At 68.9% G+C, this 15,187-nt stretch carries 14 protein-coding genes; 7 read left to right on the plus strand and 7 right to left on the minus strand.

The genetic code is table 11. From position 1 onward, the window contains the following. Nucleotides 1-2: 2 nt before the first annotated feature. Together HHL15_RS15745 and HHL15_RS15750 are read right to left on the minus strand one after the other, a co-directional pair. Nucleotides 3-1,127 carry an acyltransferase family protein gene (locus HHL15_RS15745; RefSeq protein ID WP_169146741.1) on the minus strand — a complete coding sequence of 375 codons (1,125 nt, stop codon included), beginning with the start codon at nt 1,125-1,127 and terminating at the stop codon, nt 3-5. Nucleotides 1,128-1,263: 136 nt separating this feature from the next. Further along, complete coding sequence (locus HHL15_RS15750) at nt 1,264-2,064, minus strand: cation transporter (protein WP_328825053.1); 801 nt, start codon at nt 2,062-2,064, stop codon at nt 1,264-1,266. Nucleotides 2,065-2,268: 204 nt separating this feature from the next. Here HHL15_RS15750 and HHL15_RS15755 point away from each other — a divergent pair, with 204 nt between their 5' ends. After that, a complete protein-coding gene (locus HHL15_RS15755) occupies nt 2,269-3,165 on the plus strand; it encodes a radical SAM protein (protein ID WP_169146742.1) in 897 nt (298 codons plus the stop codon). A 195-nt stretch (nt 3,166-3,360) separates the two neighbouring features. Further along, nucleotides 3,361-5,262, plus strand: coding sequence for an amidohydrolase (locus HHL15_RS15760; RefSeq protein WP_169146743.1), 1,902 nt, complete (start codon nt 3,361-3,363; stop codon nt 5,260-5,262). Between the two features lie 45 nt (nt 5,263-5,307). Here the strand turns inward: HHL15_RS15760 and HHL15_RS15765 are convergent, their stop codons facing one another. After that, nucleotides 5,308-5,952 (minus strand): c-type cytochrome, encoded by a 645-nt coding sequence (locus tag HHL15_RS15765; RefSeq protein WP_169146744.1) that lies wholly within the window; start codon nt 5,950-5,952, stop codon nt 5,308-5,310. Nucleotides 5,953-6,073: 121 nt separating this feature from the next. Between HHL15_RS15765 and HHL15_RS15770 the strand changes: the two genes are divergently transcribed. Continuing rightward, on the plus strand, nt 6,074-7,333 hold the full coding sequence (locus tag HHL15_RS15770) for a TIGR03862 family flavoprotein (RefSeq protein WP_169146745.1): 1,260 nt from the start codon (nt 6,074-6,076) through the stop codon (nt 7,331-7,333). A 30-nt stretch (nt 7,334-7,363) separates the two neighbouring features. Here HHL15_RS15770 and HHL15_RS15775 read toward each other — a convergent pair whose 3' ends face one another. Together HHL15_RS15775 and HHL15_RS15780 are read right to left on the minus strand one after the other, a co-directional pair. Next, nucleotides 7,364-8,566 (minus strand): glycosyltransferase, encoded by a 1,203-nt coding sequence (locus tag HHL15_RS15775; protein WP_169146746.1) that lies wholly within the window; start codon nt 8,564-8,566, stop codon nt 7,364-7,366. A 90-nt stretch (nt 8,567-8,656) separates the two neighbouring features. Continuing rightward, nucleotides 8,657-9,583: a PEP-CTERM sorting domain-containing protein gene (locus HHL15_RS15780; protein ID WP_169146747.1), complete on the minus strand. Its 927-nt coding sequence runs from the start codon at nt 9,581-9,583 to the stop codon at nt 8,657-8,659. Between the two features lie 230 nt (nt 9,584-9,813). Here HHL15_RS15780 and HHL15_RS15785 point away from each other — a divergent pair, with 230 nt between their 5' ends. Continuing rightward, a complete protein-coding gene (locus tag HHL15_RS15785) occupies nt 9,814-10,059 on the plus strand; it encodes a GlsB/YeaQ/YmgE family stress response membrane protein (protein ID WP_169146748.1) in 246 nt (81 codons plus the stop codon). Between the two features lie 11 nt (nt 10,060-10,070). Here HHL15_RS15785 and HHL15_RS15790 read toward each other — a convergent pair whose 3' ends face one another. Continuing rightward, nucleotides 10,071-11,003, minus strand: a complete 933-nt coding sequence (locus HHL15_RS15790) for a LysR substrate-binding domain-containing protein (protein ID WP_169146749.1) — start codon at nt 11,001-11,003, stop codon at nt 10,071-10,073. Between the two features lie 126 nt (nt 11,004-11,129). Here HHL15_RS15790 and HHL15_RS15795 point away from each other — a divergent pair, with 126 nt between their 5' ends. Both HHL15_RS15795 and HHL15_RS15800 read left to right on the plus strand, forming a co-directional pair. After that, the gene (locus tag HHL15_RS15795; protein ID WP_169146750.1) at nt 11,130-11,489 is read left to right on the plus strand and encodes a DUF2917 domain-containing protein; all 360 of its coding nucleotides are present in this window, start codon (nt 11,130-11,132) and stop codon (nt 11,487-11,489) included. Between the two features lie 29 nt (nt 11,490-11,518). Then, the gene (locus HHL15_RS15800; RefSeq protein ID WP_169146751.1) at nt 11,519-12,127 is read left to right on the plus strand and encodes a 2-hydroxychromene-2-carboxylate isomerase; all 609 of its coding nucleotides are present in this window, start codon (nt 11,519-11,521) and stop codon (nt 12,125-12,127) included. A gap of 18 nt (nt 12,128-12,145) precedes the next feature. Here HHL15_RS15800 and HHL15_RS15805 read toward each other — a convergent pair whose 3' ends face one another. Further along, the gene (locus HHL15_RS15805) at nt 12,146-12,880 is read right to left on the minus strand and encodes a hypothetical protein (RefSeq protein WP_169146752.1); all 735 of its coding nucleotides are present in this window, start codon (nt 12,878-12,880) and stop codon (nt 12,146-12,148) included. 75 nt (nt 12,881-12,955) lie between these two features. On the opposite strand from HHL15_RS15805, the gene HHL15_RS15810 reads away from it, so the two are divergent. Then, a complete protein-coding gene (locus HHL15_RS15810) occupies nt 12,956-14,866 on the plus strand; it encodes an ATP-binding cassette domain-containing protein (RefSeq protein WP_169146753.1) in 1,911 nt (636 codons plus the stop codon). Nucleotides 14,867-15,187: the final 321 nt, after the last annotated feature.

The following is a 15,187-nucleotide window of genomic DNA, read 5'->3' on the forward strand; positions in this document are numbered from 1 at the left end:
CGTCACACCCCGCCCCCCGGGGCACCTGTCAGCACCTCCTGGTGGATGCGCTTGTACCCCTTACTCAGAAAACGTCTCTCTACCAATAGATAGAAGGGGTAGCACAGCAACAGGGTGCCGACGACGAGCAGCACGCCGTACAGGATGCTTTCAGGGCCCAGGATCTGGCGCACGAACATGTGCGGCAGCTGGTTGAGCTTGCCATGCAGCAAATACACCGAATACGACATGGCGCCCAGCATCAGCCAGGGCTCCAGCAACCAGAAGTAGAGCTTGTTGTCCCCGTTCTTGATCCTGCCGAGAAACTTCTCAAAGCCGGAAACCGCCCACAGGAACACCCCGAAGCACAGCGCAAAGGCCAGATGATTGCCTTCCAGCACGGCCACCGAGCCGATGAGCAAGGCCGTCACCAGCACCATGGCCACAAACTGGGTCGCCTTGCTCCTCAGGACACGCCCCGCCCAGAAGCCGCTCCGGTGCAGGTAGGCCAGGCCGACACCGACCGAAAAGGACGGCCAGTAGTGAATGAACAAACCCTTGTTGATCTCCGCCGGAACCACCATGAGCAGGAGCGCCACGCCCGACACGATGGCGATGGCATGCCGGTAGTACTGCCGGAAATTCAAGGCCAGGAACACCACGAGGTAGAACTGGAATTCGATGGCCAGGGTCCAGTACACCGAGTTGATCGTGTTGAACTCCGCCTGCAGATCGTCCGTCGTGGCCCAGAAGACCTTGCTCAGCAACAGAAAGTTGAACCACTCCACATGGTCGAACCTGAACAGCATGTTCTCCGGAGCCTCGTAGCCGCCGGACTTGGCCGCGCTGATCAAGGCAACCAGGTAGGGCGTCGCCAGGACCACCGCCACCGAGGCCCAGAAGGTCGGGTAGATCCGCAAGGCCCGGGCCTTCAGGAAGACCAGCGGCGACTTGCCGTGCGCCAGGCAGGACTCCGCCGAGCAGGCGATCACATAGCCGGATATGACGAAGAACATGGGTACCCCCAGGCTGCCATATCCCGACAACTGGTAAATCCCCGGCGAGGCCACCTCGAAGGTCGACTTCACATGGAAGAAAAACACCCACAGGGCCGCCAGCCCTCTTGCAAGCTCCAATAGCAATACCACTCCATGCCTCCTTGAGTGCGGACGTGAAACGGACAAGAGCCCCCCGGAGCACTGCCTGCCTTCTTTTCCGCAATGCCGCATTCTGGCGCATTCTCCCCGCCCGGACACGTGCCGATAAGGTCGGGAGCAACGCGCCTCAGTCCCGCCTCAGCCGCAGGATCCTCACCGCCCCGCCCACCACCACCGCGCCGATCAGGCTGCCGATGAGCCAGTCCGGCCAGGGCTGGCCGAGCCAGGCGACGAGGGCGCCGGCAACGATCACGCCGACATTGGCGAGGGCATCGTTGGCCGTGAAGATGTAACTGGCCTTCATGTGGGCGCCGCCATTGCGGTGGCCGGCGATGAGGAACATGCAGCTCAGGTTGGCGGCCAGGGCCAGCAGGGAAACACCCATCATGGCTGAAGCCACGGTGGCCGAGCCGTGGATGACATGGTCGATGACCTGGCCGAACAGCCCGACGCCGAGGACCAGCTGCAGCCAGCCGGCAAAATGAGCGGCGCGCAGTTGCAGGGCGGCACTGCGCCCCACCGCGTAAAGGGCCACCCCATACACCGCGGCGTCGGCAAACATGTCGAGGCCGTCAGCCAGCAGGCCGGAGGATTCGGCCCACCAGCCGGCCAGACCTTCGATCACGAACATCACGGCGTTGATGGCCAGCAGCCAGCGCAGCGCCCGGCGCTCGGCCACCGGATCGGTGGCCGCCGCAGCTGGCAGCCCGTCCGCCGGCCCGCTGTGCAAGCGCTCCGCCCCCATGCCCAGGCGGGCGATGCAGGCCTCGATGTCGTCCACCGGCAGGCTGTGCCAGACGCTGACGGTACGCGCCAGCAGGTCGAACTCCAGAGCCTGGGCATGGCCATCCAGGGCCATGCGCACCAGAGACTCCTCCGCCGGGCAGTCCATGTCGCCCACCCGGAAGGTAGAGCGGCAGGATGCCACGCCTGCCCCTGCTCCAGGCGCCCCACCGGCCATACTCCCGGCCCCCGCCGGCGCGCTCGCCGCAGCGCAAGCACAGGCGCCGCTGCAACTACCCGTCGTCGATTCACTCATACGCCCATCCCCAGAACCCGCGCGCCCGTCCATGCGCAGGCGCGCAGGTCCGGATGGTAGCCTCTCATCCTCGTCTTTCGCAGCCCGCCCCGCATGAACGCCCCCCTGATCCGCTACGTCGAGCCGGTCTTCCGGCCCCCCTCCGAGGCGCAATCCCTGATCCTGCCGGTCACCGACGGCTGCTCATGGAACCAATGCACCTTTTGTGAAATGTACACTGCCCCCCAGAAAGCCTTCCGCGCCCGCAGCGAAGACGAGGTGCTGGAGAGCATCCGACGGGTGGGAGCCACCTATGGCGGACAGATCCGGCGGATCTTCCTGGCCGACGGGGATGCCCTGGTGCTGCCGACGCGCCGCCTGCTCAACATCCTGGAAGCGATCCGCCAACACCTTCCCGCGGTGCACCGGGTGTCCAGCTACTGCCTGGCCCGCAACCTCAAGAAGAAGAGCGTGGCCGAACTCGACGCCCTGCGCGAGGCTGGCCTGAGCATGGTGTACCTCGGTGCCGAGTCCGGCGACGACACGGTGCTGGCCCGGGTGAGCAAGGGCGAGAGCTTCGAATCCACCCTCAGCGCCCTCGACAAGCTCGGCGAGGCCGGCATCACCCGCTCGGTGATGATCCTCAACGGCCTCGGCGGCCGGGTGTTCAGCGAGCAGCACGCCGACAACTCGGCCCGCCTGGCCAACGCCACCCAGCCGGAATACCTGTCCACCCTGGTGGTGAGCTTCCCCGGCGGCGAAGCGCGCTTCCGTGCCGGCTTTCCGGAATGGGAACCCCTGGACCCGCCCGGCCTGTTCCACGAGATGGAGCGCTTCCTGTCGCAGCTGGAGCTGCGCCGCACCGTGTTCCGCTCGGACCACGCCAGCAACTGGCTGGTCCTCAAGGGCACCCTGGGGGCGGACAAGGACAGGCTGCTGGCGCAGGTGCGGACGGCGATCGCCGATCCGGGCGGAGCGCCCCTGCGCCCGGGATGGGCGCGGGGGCTGTAGGGGCGGCTTCAGCCGCCCGCCGCGCGTTGATCCGGAGGCAGGCCGTTTAGCAGAGTCCGCGGGCGGCTGAAGCCGCCCCTGCACGGCCCTGCCCCCCAAGCCCGTCACAGGTGATGCGCTGCGGGAATGCTATGCTCGGCGGGTTCGCCGGCCGCCTGCGGGCGGGCTGGCCCCACCATTTTGGGGAATCCCGACATGCCATCCGCCGCCTTCACCCTGCGCCCCGCAGCCCTGGCCATCCTGCTGGCCGTGGCCGCCTCCCCCGTCTTCGCCCAGACGCCTGCCGCCAAGCCGGCCGCCCCAGCGAGCGCCGCCGCCCCCCGCAGCACCCCGGCACCGGCGGTCACGCCTGCGCCGGCGGCCCCCGTTGCCGCCCCTGCGACGACAGCCGCGGCACCCACCAGCGGGGCCCCTGCCGATCCCAACGCGCCGCCGCCAGCCCCTCCTCCGCCGCCCCTGTCGGACGTGATCTTCACCAACGGCGACATCATCACCCTCGACGACAAGCGCCCCGCCGCCCAGGCGGTGGCCATCAAAGGCAGCAAGATCATCGCGGTGGGCAAGAGCAAGGACATCCTGGCCCGCTGGAAGAGCGAGGGCACCGAGGTGGTGGACCTGGCCGGCAAGACCCTCGCCCCCGGCTTCGTCGATGCCTGGGGCCAGCTCTCGCGCAGCGGCCTGTTCTCGGTGGCGGCGCGCCTGCAGTCGCCGCCGGAAGGCCGGGTCGGCGACACCGGCGCCCTGCTGCGCGAACTCCGCGAATGGAGCAAGGGCGACCTGGCCCAGCGCTTCGGCTGGATCATCGGCTTCGGCTACGACGAGACCCGGCTGCGCGAACAGCGCCAGCCCTCGCGCCATGATCTGGACAGCGTGTCGCGGGACAAGCCGGTGATCATCGTCCACCAGTCGGGCCGCCAGCTCGTGGCCAACTCCAGGGCCCTGGAGCTCGCCGGCATCGGCCGCGACAGCGTGGCCCCTGCGGGCGGCAGCATCGGCCGCTGGCCCGGCTCCAAGGACCCGGACGGCGTGCTCGAGGGCAGCGCCGCCTTCGCCCTGCTGGGCAGCCTGCCGCAACTCCCCAAAGAGGAGCGCCAGGCGATGATCCAGGAGGGCCAGGGCCTCTACCTGCGCAACGGCTACACCACCGCCGTCGAAGGCCGCGCCACGGCCGATGACCTGGCCTTGTACACCCAGGCGGCCGAGCTGGGCACCCTCAAGCTTGACGTGCTGATCTACGCCGACCTGGGCAGCAGCGCCCAGGCCCTGAAGGGCAGCAAGACCATCACGCCGCGCTACTACAAGGAACGCCTCAAGCTGGCCGGCGTGTCCTTCACCCTGGACGGCAGCGCCGAGACCCGCAGCGCCTGGTTGACCCAGCCCTACAAGCTGCCGCCGCCGGGCAAGCGCACCAGCTACGCCGGCTACCCCGGCGCCAGCGACGAGCAGGCCGGAGAACTCTTCGCCCAGGCCTACGCCAGCGGCTGGCAGGTGGCCGTGCAGGCCAACGGCGACGCCGCCATCGACCAGTTCATCAAGGGTCTGGGGACCGCCGCCGACAAGCATCCGGGTAAGGACCGCCGGCCCCTGCTGGTGGGCGCCCAGACCCTCCGCGACGATCAGATCGAGCGCCTCAAGGCCCTGGGCGTGAGCCTGGCCCTGACGCCCCGCCGCCTCGGCCTGTCCCTCGACGTACTGAAGGACGATGCCCTCGGCGCCGAGCGCACGGCGCGCTTCATCCCCGCCGGTGCCGCGCTGAAACAAGGCGTGCCTGTGTTCCTCACCCACGACGCGGCGGAGCCGGAGCCCACGCCCTTCGGAGCCCTGGCGGCGGCCATCAAGCGAGCAGTCGGCGAGGACCAGCAGATCGGTACACTGGACGCCCTCAAGGCCATCACCCTGCTGCCGGCCCGCCAGCTCGGCGAGGAAAAGCTGAAGGGCAGCATCGCCGTCGGCAAGCTGGCCGACCTGGTGGTGCTGTCGGCCAATCCGCTGAAGACCCCGGCCGACAAGCTGGGCGAGATCCGCGTGATCGGCACGGTGAAGGAAGGCGTGACGGTGTTTGGCGGCAGCGAGGGGGGCGTGCCCATCACCCGCTAGGGCCGGCCGGTCGCCCTGCTGGCGGGCCCTGGCGGCCCGCGCCGCTCAGGGCTGACTGGACAGGTAATTGACCACGGCCTCGATGTTCTTCTCGCCGAGGCCGTTCACCGCGGCCGTCATCGGCGGGTAGATCCGCTCACCGCTCGCCTTCAGGTAGCGCTGCAGGCTGCGGCGCAGGTATTCATCCTGCTGCCCGGCCAGGCGGGGAAAGGTCTCTCCCCCCTTGGCCTCGGCCCCGTGGCAGCGGGCACAGTTGCGGCTGAACAGCTCCTTGCCCTCTCCCACGACGGCCACGGCCTTTGCAGGCGGCACCGGCTGAGCGGCAAAGAAGAGGGCGATCTGCGCCTTCTCTTCCTCACTGAGCACCTTCATCAGGCCCTGCATGAAGGCGTCCTTGCGCCGCCCGGACAGGAAGGCCTCGATCTGCCCCAGCACATACACAGGGTGCTGGCCGGCCAGGTTGGGCACTTCGGGATATTTGCTTACCCCGGTCTCGCCATGGCAGTTGGCGCAGAAGAATGCTGCCTTGCGCCCCGCGTCCTGAGCGAGCTTGAGGCCGGCGGGGCCGGACTGGGTGATCCGTGCCAGATGATCACGGGCCGGCTCGGCTGCGGCAGGCGCCGCGAAGAGGGACACAGCCGCCGCCAGTGACAGCGGCGCGGCGAGGGAGAGCATGAAAGATCGGGGCATGATGTGCGCTTCCTGGGTGATTCCAGTCGGGTCGCGGACTACGGCCTGCACAGGATTCTAGGTCAGCGCGGACGGGGCCACTACAATCCCGCACCTGTCCCCGTGAACAACGTCCTCCCCCATGCATTTCCCTGCCTCCTGCCGCGTCGCCATCATCGGTGGCGGCCCGGCCGGCCTGATGGCCGCCGAAACCCTTGCACGGCAAGGTATCCAGGCCGACCTCTTCGACGCCATGCCCTCGCTCGGGCGCAAGTTCCTGCTGGCCGGACGGGGTGGCCTCAACATCACCCACGCGGAGGATTTCGAGGCCTTCGCCAGCCGTTACGGCGCCCGCCGCGAGCGGATCGAGCCCCTGCTCCGGGCCTTTCCGCCCCAGGCCCTGCGGGCGTGGGTGGAGGCACTGGGGGTGTCCACCTTCGTCGGCAGCTCCGGGCGGGTCTTCCCCGCCGGGATGAAGGCAGCGCCGCTGCTACGCGCCTGGCTGACGCGCCTGCGCGAGGCCGGCCTGCGCATCCACGTTCGCCACCGCTGGACCGGCTGGACGGCCGATGGCGCGCTGCGCTTCGTCAGCCCGGAGGGCGAGCGCCACGTCCGCGCCGACGCCACCCTGCTGGCCCTGGGCGGCGGCAGCTGGGCCCGCCTGGGCTCGGACGGCGCCTGGGTGCCGGTGCTGGCCGGGCGCGGCGTGAATATCGCCCCCCTGGAGCCCGCCAACTGCGGCTTCGTGGTCGCCTCGCCGCGTACCCGGCCCGACGCCGGCTGGAGTGCCCATTTCCGCGAGCGCTTCGCCGGCGAACCGCTCAAGTCGATCGCCCTGGCGGTAGACGGGGTGGAGGCCCCGATGCGTCCGGGCGAGGCCATGATCAGCGACGACGGCATCGAGGGTAGCCTGGTGTATGCGCTGTCAGCCAGCATCCGCGAGCGCCTCAAAACGAACGGCCGGGCCATCCTGCGCCTCGACCTGGCGCCCGGCCGCAGCCTCGAGCGCGTCCGCGCCGAAGTGGCCCATCCACGCGGAGCCCGCTCCCTGGCCAGCCATCTGCAGAGCCGGGTGGGCATCACGGGGGTGCGCATGGCCCTGCTGCGGGAATGCCTGTCGGCCGCGGAGCTGGCCGATCCGGCCTGCCTGGCCGAGCGCATCAAGGCCCTGCCGCTGGAGCTGGTGGCCGCCCGCCCCCTTGACGAAGCCATCAGCAGCGCCGGCGGAGTGTGCTTTGAAGATCTGGACGAGGCCCTGATGCTCAAATCCCTGCCCGGCGTGTTCTGCAGCGGCGAGATGCTGGACTGGGACGCCCCGACCGGCGGCTACCTGCTCACCGCCTGCCTGGCTGCCGGACGGCGGGCCGGCGAGGGCATCGCGGCCTGGCTGGCGGGACGCTGAGCCACCTTGGAGGCGCGGCGCTAAACCGCCTCAGGGCCGCATAGCCAACAGCGCCTCGCAGCTGGACAGCAGACGGGCCAGCGAGGCTTCCTGGGTGAGCGCCGCGTTACGGGCCTGCCAGGCCCGGGCGCTGGCGCTGAACTCCGGTGTCCCGAACACCTTGCGCAAGCCCTTTTCGATCTCCCGCGGGGGTTGCTGGTGCCAGTAATACAGCCCGCAGCCGGTCTGCTCGAGGCGCCGGCTGGTCATCATCTGCTCCATCTGCAGGGGCAACACGAAGAGCGGCTTGCCCGCCGCCAGCATGACATCCACGGTGCCGCCGGCGTGGCACACCGCCATGTCGACCTGCTCGCGCACGCTGCGCATGCGCAGGGGCTCAGAGCTGAAGGCCAGGTTGGCGGTCTGGAGGCGCTGCACGGTGGCCCTGGCCAGCCCCGGTGCAAACACCAGCACGCTGGCATCGAGCCGTGACAAGGCGCTCACCACCGGCTCGAGTTGGGCATAGTGGGGTTTGAGATAGGCGAACACCCGGCGCTCCCGCCCCGTCGGCCAGCGCGGCTCGGCGCCATGATCAATGCTGTTGATTGCTCCCGCATACAGCTCGGGGGCCCGCGGCCCATACACGTCGAGCTCCGCCACGCCGGTGATCAGGGTGGCCTCGGCCTCGTACAGATCGGCGACGCACGCCAGGCGTGGCGCCTGCAGCGCATCAAGGGCGTGGTTGGCGTTGCGCACCAGCTTGTCCTCGCAGTCCTGCTCCCGGGCCGGCGCCCCGGCCTTCGGGTCCCACCACTGATAGAGAGGCATCGGCGTGGCCCGGCGCGGCACCGCGAAGCTGTTGCCGGTGATCAGCCGGGGCAGACCGAGGCCGCGGCTGGCCAGCAGGGCCGTCGGCGCATGGTCGAAGACCAGCAGATCCGGCCGCAGCAGTTCGAAGAGCTTGCGCCAGGCACGCAGGATGGACAGCAGCCCGGCCGGCTGCAGGAAGCCGAACAGGAAGAGGGACTCGGTGAGGTTGAGAGCCTGGGGCAACCCCGACACCGGCGGCAGCCACAGGGGCGCCTGCAGGTATTCGAGGCCGTAGGGGCCGAGCATCTCGTCGGCCCGCGAGATGTCCCGCAGGATCATCACCGGGCGGTGCCCGCGGGCCTTGAGGGCCTGGGCGATGGGCAGATAGCGGCCGATGTGGCCGTAGTCGGAACCGAGTTCCCAGATCAGGGCGATGGTGGCCATGTCGTGCGGCAGAGAGGAAATGGGCGCGACGCAGGCGGCCGCCGGGAACGGCGGCCGCCTGCGTCGCGGTGGAGGATATCAGCAGACGGTTCAGCGTCGGCGACGGCGCGCCAGCGCCATGGCCCCCAGGCCGACCCCCAGCAGGGAGAGGCTTCCGGGCGCCGGCACCTGATTGAGCGGGGTGCTGCTCACCACGAAGTTCACACCCCCCGGCGGCAGCGTGGAGCTCAGATCAGCGGGATCGCCCAGGGCGCCGGTCACCTGCCCGGTCTGGTAGCAGGTACCGCCGTAGTCGCCATAGGCGTCGCTCATCACGCTCGGCACTTCACCACCGTACTCACCATAATAGCCACAGGAGTAGCCCTGCACCGCGTAGCTGCCGCTGGCCGTGGTGACCAGGTCGAAATCGATGTTCATGCTCTCGCCGGCGCCGAGCACGCCCAGGTCGAGGGTCACGTAGGTGCCGTTCCAGTTGTAGGAATAGCCGCTGCCCGAGGAATAGAGCTGGGCGCCGTTGAGCGCGTTGTTGACCGTCAGGTTGCCGCTGGAGTCCAGGTGGGCCGAACTGCCGAAGAGCGAGGTGCTGCCGTTGCGCTTGATGCTCAGGTCGTAGCCCGTGGCGCCGCTGCCGCTCACGCCGGCCCAGTTCTCGATGGAGAGGTAGCCGTAGTAGATGAAGAAGTTGAGGGAATACTGGGTGGCCGCCGCGTTGCCGTTGATCACCTGGAGGGTGCGATGGAAGACGGCGGTACTGTCGAAGGTCCCCTGCCCCGAAGAGTCGGCCCGGTAGGTGCCGTGGTCGTTGCCCCAGGCGTAGGCCGACGCGCTGTTGCCGGCGGCATCGTTCACATAGCGGCCGTCACTGACGTAGCTGGTTCCGGTGGTCGGCCCGAACGCGCTGGTCGAGCCCGCGGTGGCCGAACCGCTCGAGATGAGGACGTCGGCCTGGGCCGAGGTGGCGGCAAATGCGCCGAAGGCCAGGAGGGAGGCGACCAGGATCTTCATTTTGTTGTGCATTTCAATGGCTTCCTTTGCCAGCATGATTTTTTCGGACTACTTGCTTAGCAAGTCCCGAACCCGCTCCGGCAAACCACTGATTACGCTTGCAAAGCCTTACCGCCAAAAAGCATGATAAGACATATGTGTAAATTAATGCGACACAGCAATGCCATTGAGGTTTTCATGATTTAACCAGGAGCCCGGGTCGGGCAGCGTACAGTCGGGCCTCCCCAAATACGGAGTTCATCATGGACATCATCTCCACCGTCGTCATCGGCCTGCTGGTCGGGCTGATCGCCCGCTTCGTCAAACCCGGCGACGACAGCATGGGCTGGATCAAGACCATCTTGTTCGGCATCGGCGGTTCGCTGCTGGCCACTTATGGAGGCCAGGCCCTCGGCCTCTATCGTGCGGGCCAGGGCGCCGGCTTCATCGGCTCAGTGGTGGGGGCGGTGATCCTGCTCTTCGTCGCCGCCCGGCTGGGCAGCAAGTAAGCCCGACGGGTTCAGCCACCTTCGGTCAGGCCCGCCGCCGCCTCGCGGGTCTGCCGGGCAGCCTCCCGTACCCAGTCGGCAAAGCAGGCCACATCCTCCCGCGGCTGGGAGGTGGCGGAGACCAGCCAGTAGCCCCGCTCGCGGATGAAGCGGCGGGTCTCGCCCAACGGGCGCAGGCGACCGTCGGCGATCAGGTCCGACACCAGCTCGGCGCGGCCGATGGCCACCCCCTGCCCCGCCACCGCCGCCTGGATCAGCTGGTCGTAGTGATTGAAATGCAGCACCGCCCGCGGCCGGCGCTCGGCCAGGCCATACCCGGCCAGCCATGACTCCCAGCCCAGCCACGGAAAGCCCGGGTCGTCGTAGTTCATCAGGGTGACGGTGGGCAGGTTGTCCGCGCTCAGCGCGTCGATTCCCAGTGCCGGGCTGGCCACCGGAAACACCGTCTCGCCGAAGAGGCGCTCGCTGCCGGGCGGCACATCCGCCTCCGGGCTGAAGCGCAGGGCCAGGTCTATTCCCTCCCGGCGCAGCTCGACCACCCGGTTGAAGCTGGCCAGGCGCACATCGATGTCCGGATGCAGGGCCTGGAAGTCGCGCAGTCTGGGCAGCAGCCACAGGGCGGTGATGCCCAGACTGGCCGTCACCGTCACCGGCGGGCGCTGGCTGCTCGCCTTGAAGCCCGCCGCCAGCTCGCCGTAATCACGCAACCACGGCGAGGCCAGCCGATACAGGCGCTCACCTTCGGGCGTCAGGCTCAAGGTCCGCGTACCGCGCACGAACAGGCTGACCCCCAGCGCTTCCTCCAGCGACTGGATCTGCCGGCTGATCGCCGACTGGGTCAGGCACAAGGCCTTCGCCGCCTGAGTGAAGCTGAGCAGCCGGGCGGTGGCGACGAAGCCCCGCAAAGGGTCCAGCGGGGGCAGCCTGAGGAGCGGATCATCCATGCGTTTTACTCATCATAAAGATTCCAATTATCCGTTTGTGACCGGCCTGACAAGGCTCAATACTGCACTCACGGCCACCGCGTAAATGCAATCCACGCATCGCGAAGCAGGCCCGGGAGAACATCGATGAGCAGCCTGACCCCGACCCGTTGCGTGAGCCTCGAGGGCCATGCCTCCACCATCCTCGGCGAGGCCGCCGGCACCCTGATCACCTGCATCTCCGGCTGTGTCTGGGTGACCCGCTACGGCGACCCGCGGGATGTGATCCTCCACGCAGGAAGCAGCTTCGAGGTGGATGGCCCGGGCACCGTCGTGATGACCGCCCACCACGGCGCCCGCCTGCACATCCATCCCTGCGGGCAGCCCCGCCCCGGCACGTCGGGCGGCCTGGCCGGCTTCCTCCGCGGCCTGCTGCGCAAGCCCTTCCGGCCGCGCTGGCAGAGTGCGGCGCGACGCCTGGCGGGCGGTTCCATGCATGAGTGCTAGACTGGATCTGACCACCCCGGAGATGTCCCATGCATGTACAGACCCTGGAGTTCTGGTTCGAGTTCGCCAGTTCGTACTCCTACCTCAGCGTGATGCGTATCGAAGCCCTGGCCCGCGAGGCCGGGGTGACGCTGCAGTGGCGCCCATTCCTGCTCGGGCCGGTGTTCCTGTCTCTGGGGTGGAACGATTCGCCCTTCAACATCTATCCGCCCAAGGGGCGCTACATGTGGCGGGATCTGGCGCGGCTGGCGGCGCGCTACGGCCTGCCGCTGCAGGTGCCGTCGCGCTTCCCGCGCAACGGCCTGCTGGCCGCCCGGGTGGCTCTGACGGGGGTGGAGGAAGGCTGGATCGGTGAATTCTCGCGGGCCGTGATGACGGCCAACTTTGCCGAAGACCGGGAGATCTCCGACCCGGCGGTGATCCGCAGCATCCTGGAAGGCCTGCGGCTCGACGCCGATGCCATCCTCGAGCGCGCCCACAGCCCGGAAATCAAGGAGACCCTGCGCCGGCAGACCGAGAGGGCCGGCGAGATCGGCCTGTTCGGCGCGCCCAGCTTCATCACCCCGGATGGCGAACTGTTCTGGGGCAACGACCGCCTCGAGGACGCCCTCGCCTGGGTCGTGGCGCGGCCGGCCTGAGCGCCGGCCGGCGGAGACTTACTTGCCGGGCAGCAGGCCCGCCTCGCCGGCGGGCTTGCCGGCAGCCTTGCCGCTGCTCTTGTCCTGCTCGGCCTGACGCGCCTTCTCGGCTTTCTCGGCCTTCTTCTCGGCGGCCTTGCGGGCCCGCTCCTCGTAATCGGCCTTGCCCTCACGGGTCTGTTCGGCGCGCACACCGGCCGCCCTCGCCTCGGCGGCACGACGGCTCGCGTCGGAAGCGTCCTTGCGCTTGCGCTCAGCCACCTCCTGCGCCGCGCGGGCCTTGCCTTCCTGCTCGCGCTGCACGCGGCTGGTTTCCTTGTCGGACAGCTGGCGCAGACGGGATTCGTTGCCGGCCCGCGCCCGCGCCTCCTGCTCCGAGCGCTCCACGGCCTTCTGTGGGGCCAGCTCGACGGACTCGGCCTGGCGCTCGGCATAACGGCGGTTCTTCTCGGCCAGCTCGATGCGGCCGGCCTCGACATCCATCTCGCGGGCCTTGCGCACATCGGCCACCCGCCTGGCCCGCGCCTGATCGATGCAGCGGTTGACCAGGAAACGCTGATAGCAGGCGATCTCCTCCTCGGAGAAGCGGGCCTCGGCGGCCTTGCGCAGGGTGGACGCCTCATCCTTCAGCCCCTTGGCGCGGGCCATTTCGGCGGCCGGATCAAGCACCGGGGCCTCCTCGGCAACAACCGGCAGGGCGGCAAGACACAGGGAAGACAGGCAGGCGGCGAGGGTCAGTTGGCGCAGACGCATGGACGGCAGGGCGATGGACTTCGGGACCGCTTACAATACCGGATTTCCAGCCCGCTTACCCGCGCTTCCTCTGCCGTGATCCAGTTTCGCAATCTCCGCCTCGCCCGGGGCGTCAAGACTCTCATCGAAGGCGCCAGCCTGCAGATCCACCCCGGCTGGAAGGTCGGCCTCACCGGTGCCAACGGCTGCGGCAAGTCCAGCCTGTTCGGCCTGCTGCGCGGTGAGCTGCACCAGGACTCCGGTGACCTGGAGATCCCCGCCGCCTGGGTGATCGCCCACGTCGCCCAGGAAACGCCGGCCCTGTCCCGCCCGGCCATCGAATACGCCCTCGACGGCGACGCCGAGCTGCGCCGCATCGAGGCTGCCCTCGAAGCCGCCGAAGCCGCCCACAAGGGCGAGGAGATCGGCCATCTCCACGGACGCCTGCAGGAGATCGATGGCTACGCCGCGCGTGCCCGCGCCGCCGCCCTGCTGAGCGGCCTGGGCTTCAGCGCCGCCGACCTGGAGCGCCCGGTGTCCGACTTCTCGGGCGGCTGGCGCATGCGCCTCAATCTCGCCCAGGCGCTGATGTGCCGCTCCGACCTGCTGCTGCTCGACGAGCCCACCAACCACCTCGACCTGGACGCCGTCATCTGGCTGGAGCAGTGGCTCACCGACTACCGCGGCACCCTGGTGCTGATCTCCCACGACCGGGACTTCCTCGACGCGGTGGTCAACCAGATCGCCCACATCGAACAGCAGCAGCTCACCCTGTACACCGGCGGCTACTCCAACTTCGAGCGCCAGCGTGCCGAGCGCCTGTCGCAACAGCAGGCCTTGTTCGAGAAGCAGCAGCGCGAGCGCGCCCACCTGCAGAAATACGTCGACCGCTTCCGCGCCCAGGCCACCAAGGCCCGCCAGGCGCAGAGCCGCATCAAGGCCCTGGAGCGGATGGAACTGATCGCCGCCGCCCACATCGACAACCCCTTCAGCTTCAGCTTCCGGGAATGCACCGCCGCCCCCGACCCGCTGCTGCAGATCGAGGACGCCGCCGCCGGCTACGTGGACAAGCCCATCCTGTCGGGCATGAAGCTGACCATCCGCCCCGGCGAGCGCATCGGCCTGCTCGGCCGCAACGGGGCCGGCAAGTCCACGCTCATCAAGCTGCTCTCCGGTGGCCTCCAGCCCAGCGCCGGGGAGCGCCGCGAGGGCAAGGGCCTGCAGCTCGGCTACTTCGCGCAGCACGCCCTGGAGAGCCTGCGCCCCGACGAATCGGCCCTGCAGCACATGCTGCGCATCGCGCCGCAGACCCGCGAGCAGGATCTGCGCAACTACCTGGGCGGCTTCGACTTCAATGGAGATATGGCCACCACCCCCTGCGGCCCCTTCTCCGGCGGCGAAAAGTCCCGCCTGGCGCTGGCCATCCTGATCTGGAACCAGCCCAACCTGCTGCTGCTCGACGAGCCCACCAACCACCTCGACCTCGAAATGCGCCACGCCCTCACCCTGGCGCTGCAGGACTACGAGGGCGGCATGGTCATCGTGTCCCACGACCGGGCCCTGCTGCGCGCCACCTGCGACCGCTTCCTGCTGGTCGACAGCGGCCGCCTGACCCCCTTCGACGGCGACCTCGACGACTACAAGAGCTGGCTGGCCCAGCAGCGCGCCGCCGACGCCGCCGCCGGCCAGTGCCCCGACAAAGCCGCCGACAAGGCCAGCCGCAAGGCCGACCGGGAAGCCGCCGCCGCCGACCGCCAGGCCCGCCTCGCCGCCCGCCGGCCCCTGGTCAAGGAGCTTGAGCAGCTCGACAAGAAACTCGGCCCCTGGAACACCGAAAAGGCCAAGCTCGACGAGCGCCTGGCCGACCCGGACCTCTACACCGGCCCCGACGCCGGCGAGGTGCCCAAGCTCCTCAAGCGCCAGGCCGAGCTGACCGAGAAGATCGACGAAGCCGAGCTGCGCTGGCTCGAACTGCACGAAGCCCTGGAGGCCATCCCGGCCGACTGAGGCTGCGGGGAGTGTTGGTTATTCTGCGTCAGCGCCTTTACTGGACGGTTTTCCTGTTTTCCGCGTTGAGTTGGCCGGGATTTCGCCCCGGCGGGCGACCCCTTTCTTTGCGTCGCCAAAGAAAGGGGGAAAGAAAGGCGACCCGGCTTCCCCGGTCGTTCGCGTTGCGAACGACTCCCCTGCGCTGCTCGCATCGGGCGGCCGGCGCGGAACTCGTCGGCTGCGCCTCCTCAGACAGCCACGCCGGAAAGCCCCGCCCGATGCTGTGCTGCTCGGCGGGTCAGAACGGGCTTTTCGCAAACACCGCGCGTTTGCTGAAGC

The sequence above is a fragment of the Zoogloea dura genome (genome assembly GCF_012927165.1).
In the GTDB taxonomy this organism is placed as follows: domain Bacteria; phylum Pseudomonadota; class Gammaproteobacteria; order Burkholderiales; family Rhodocyclaceae; genus Zoogloea; species Zoogloea dura.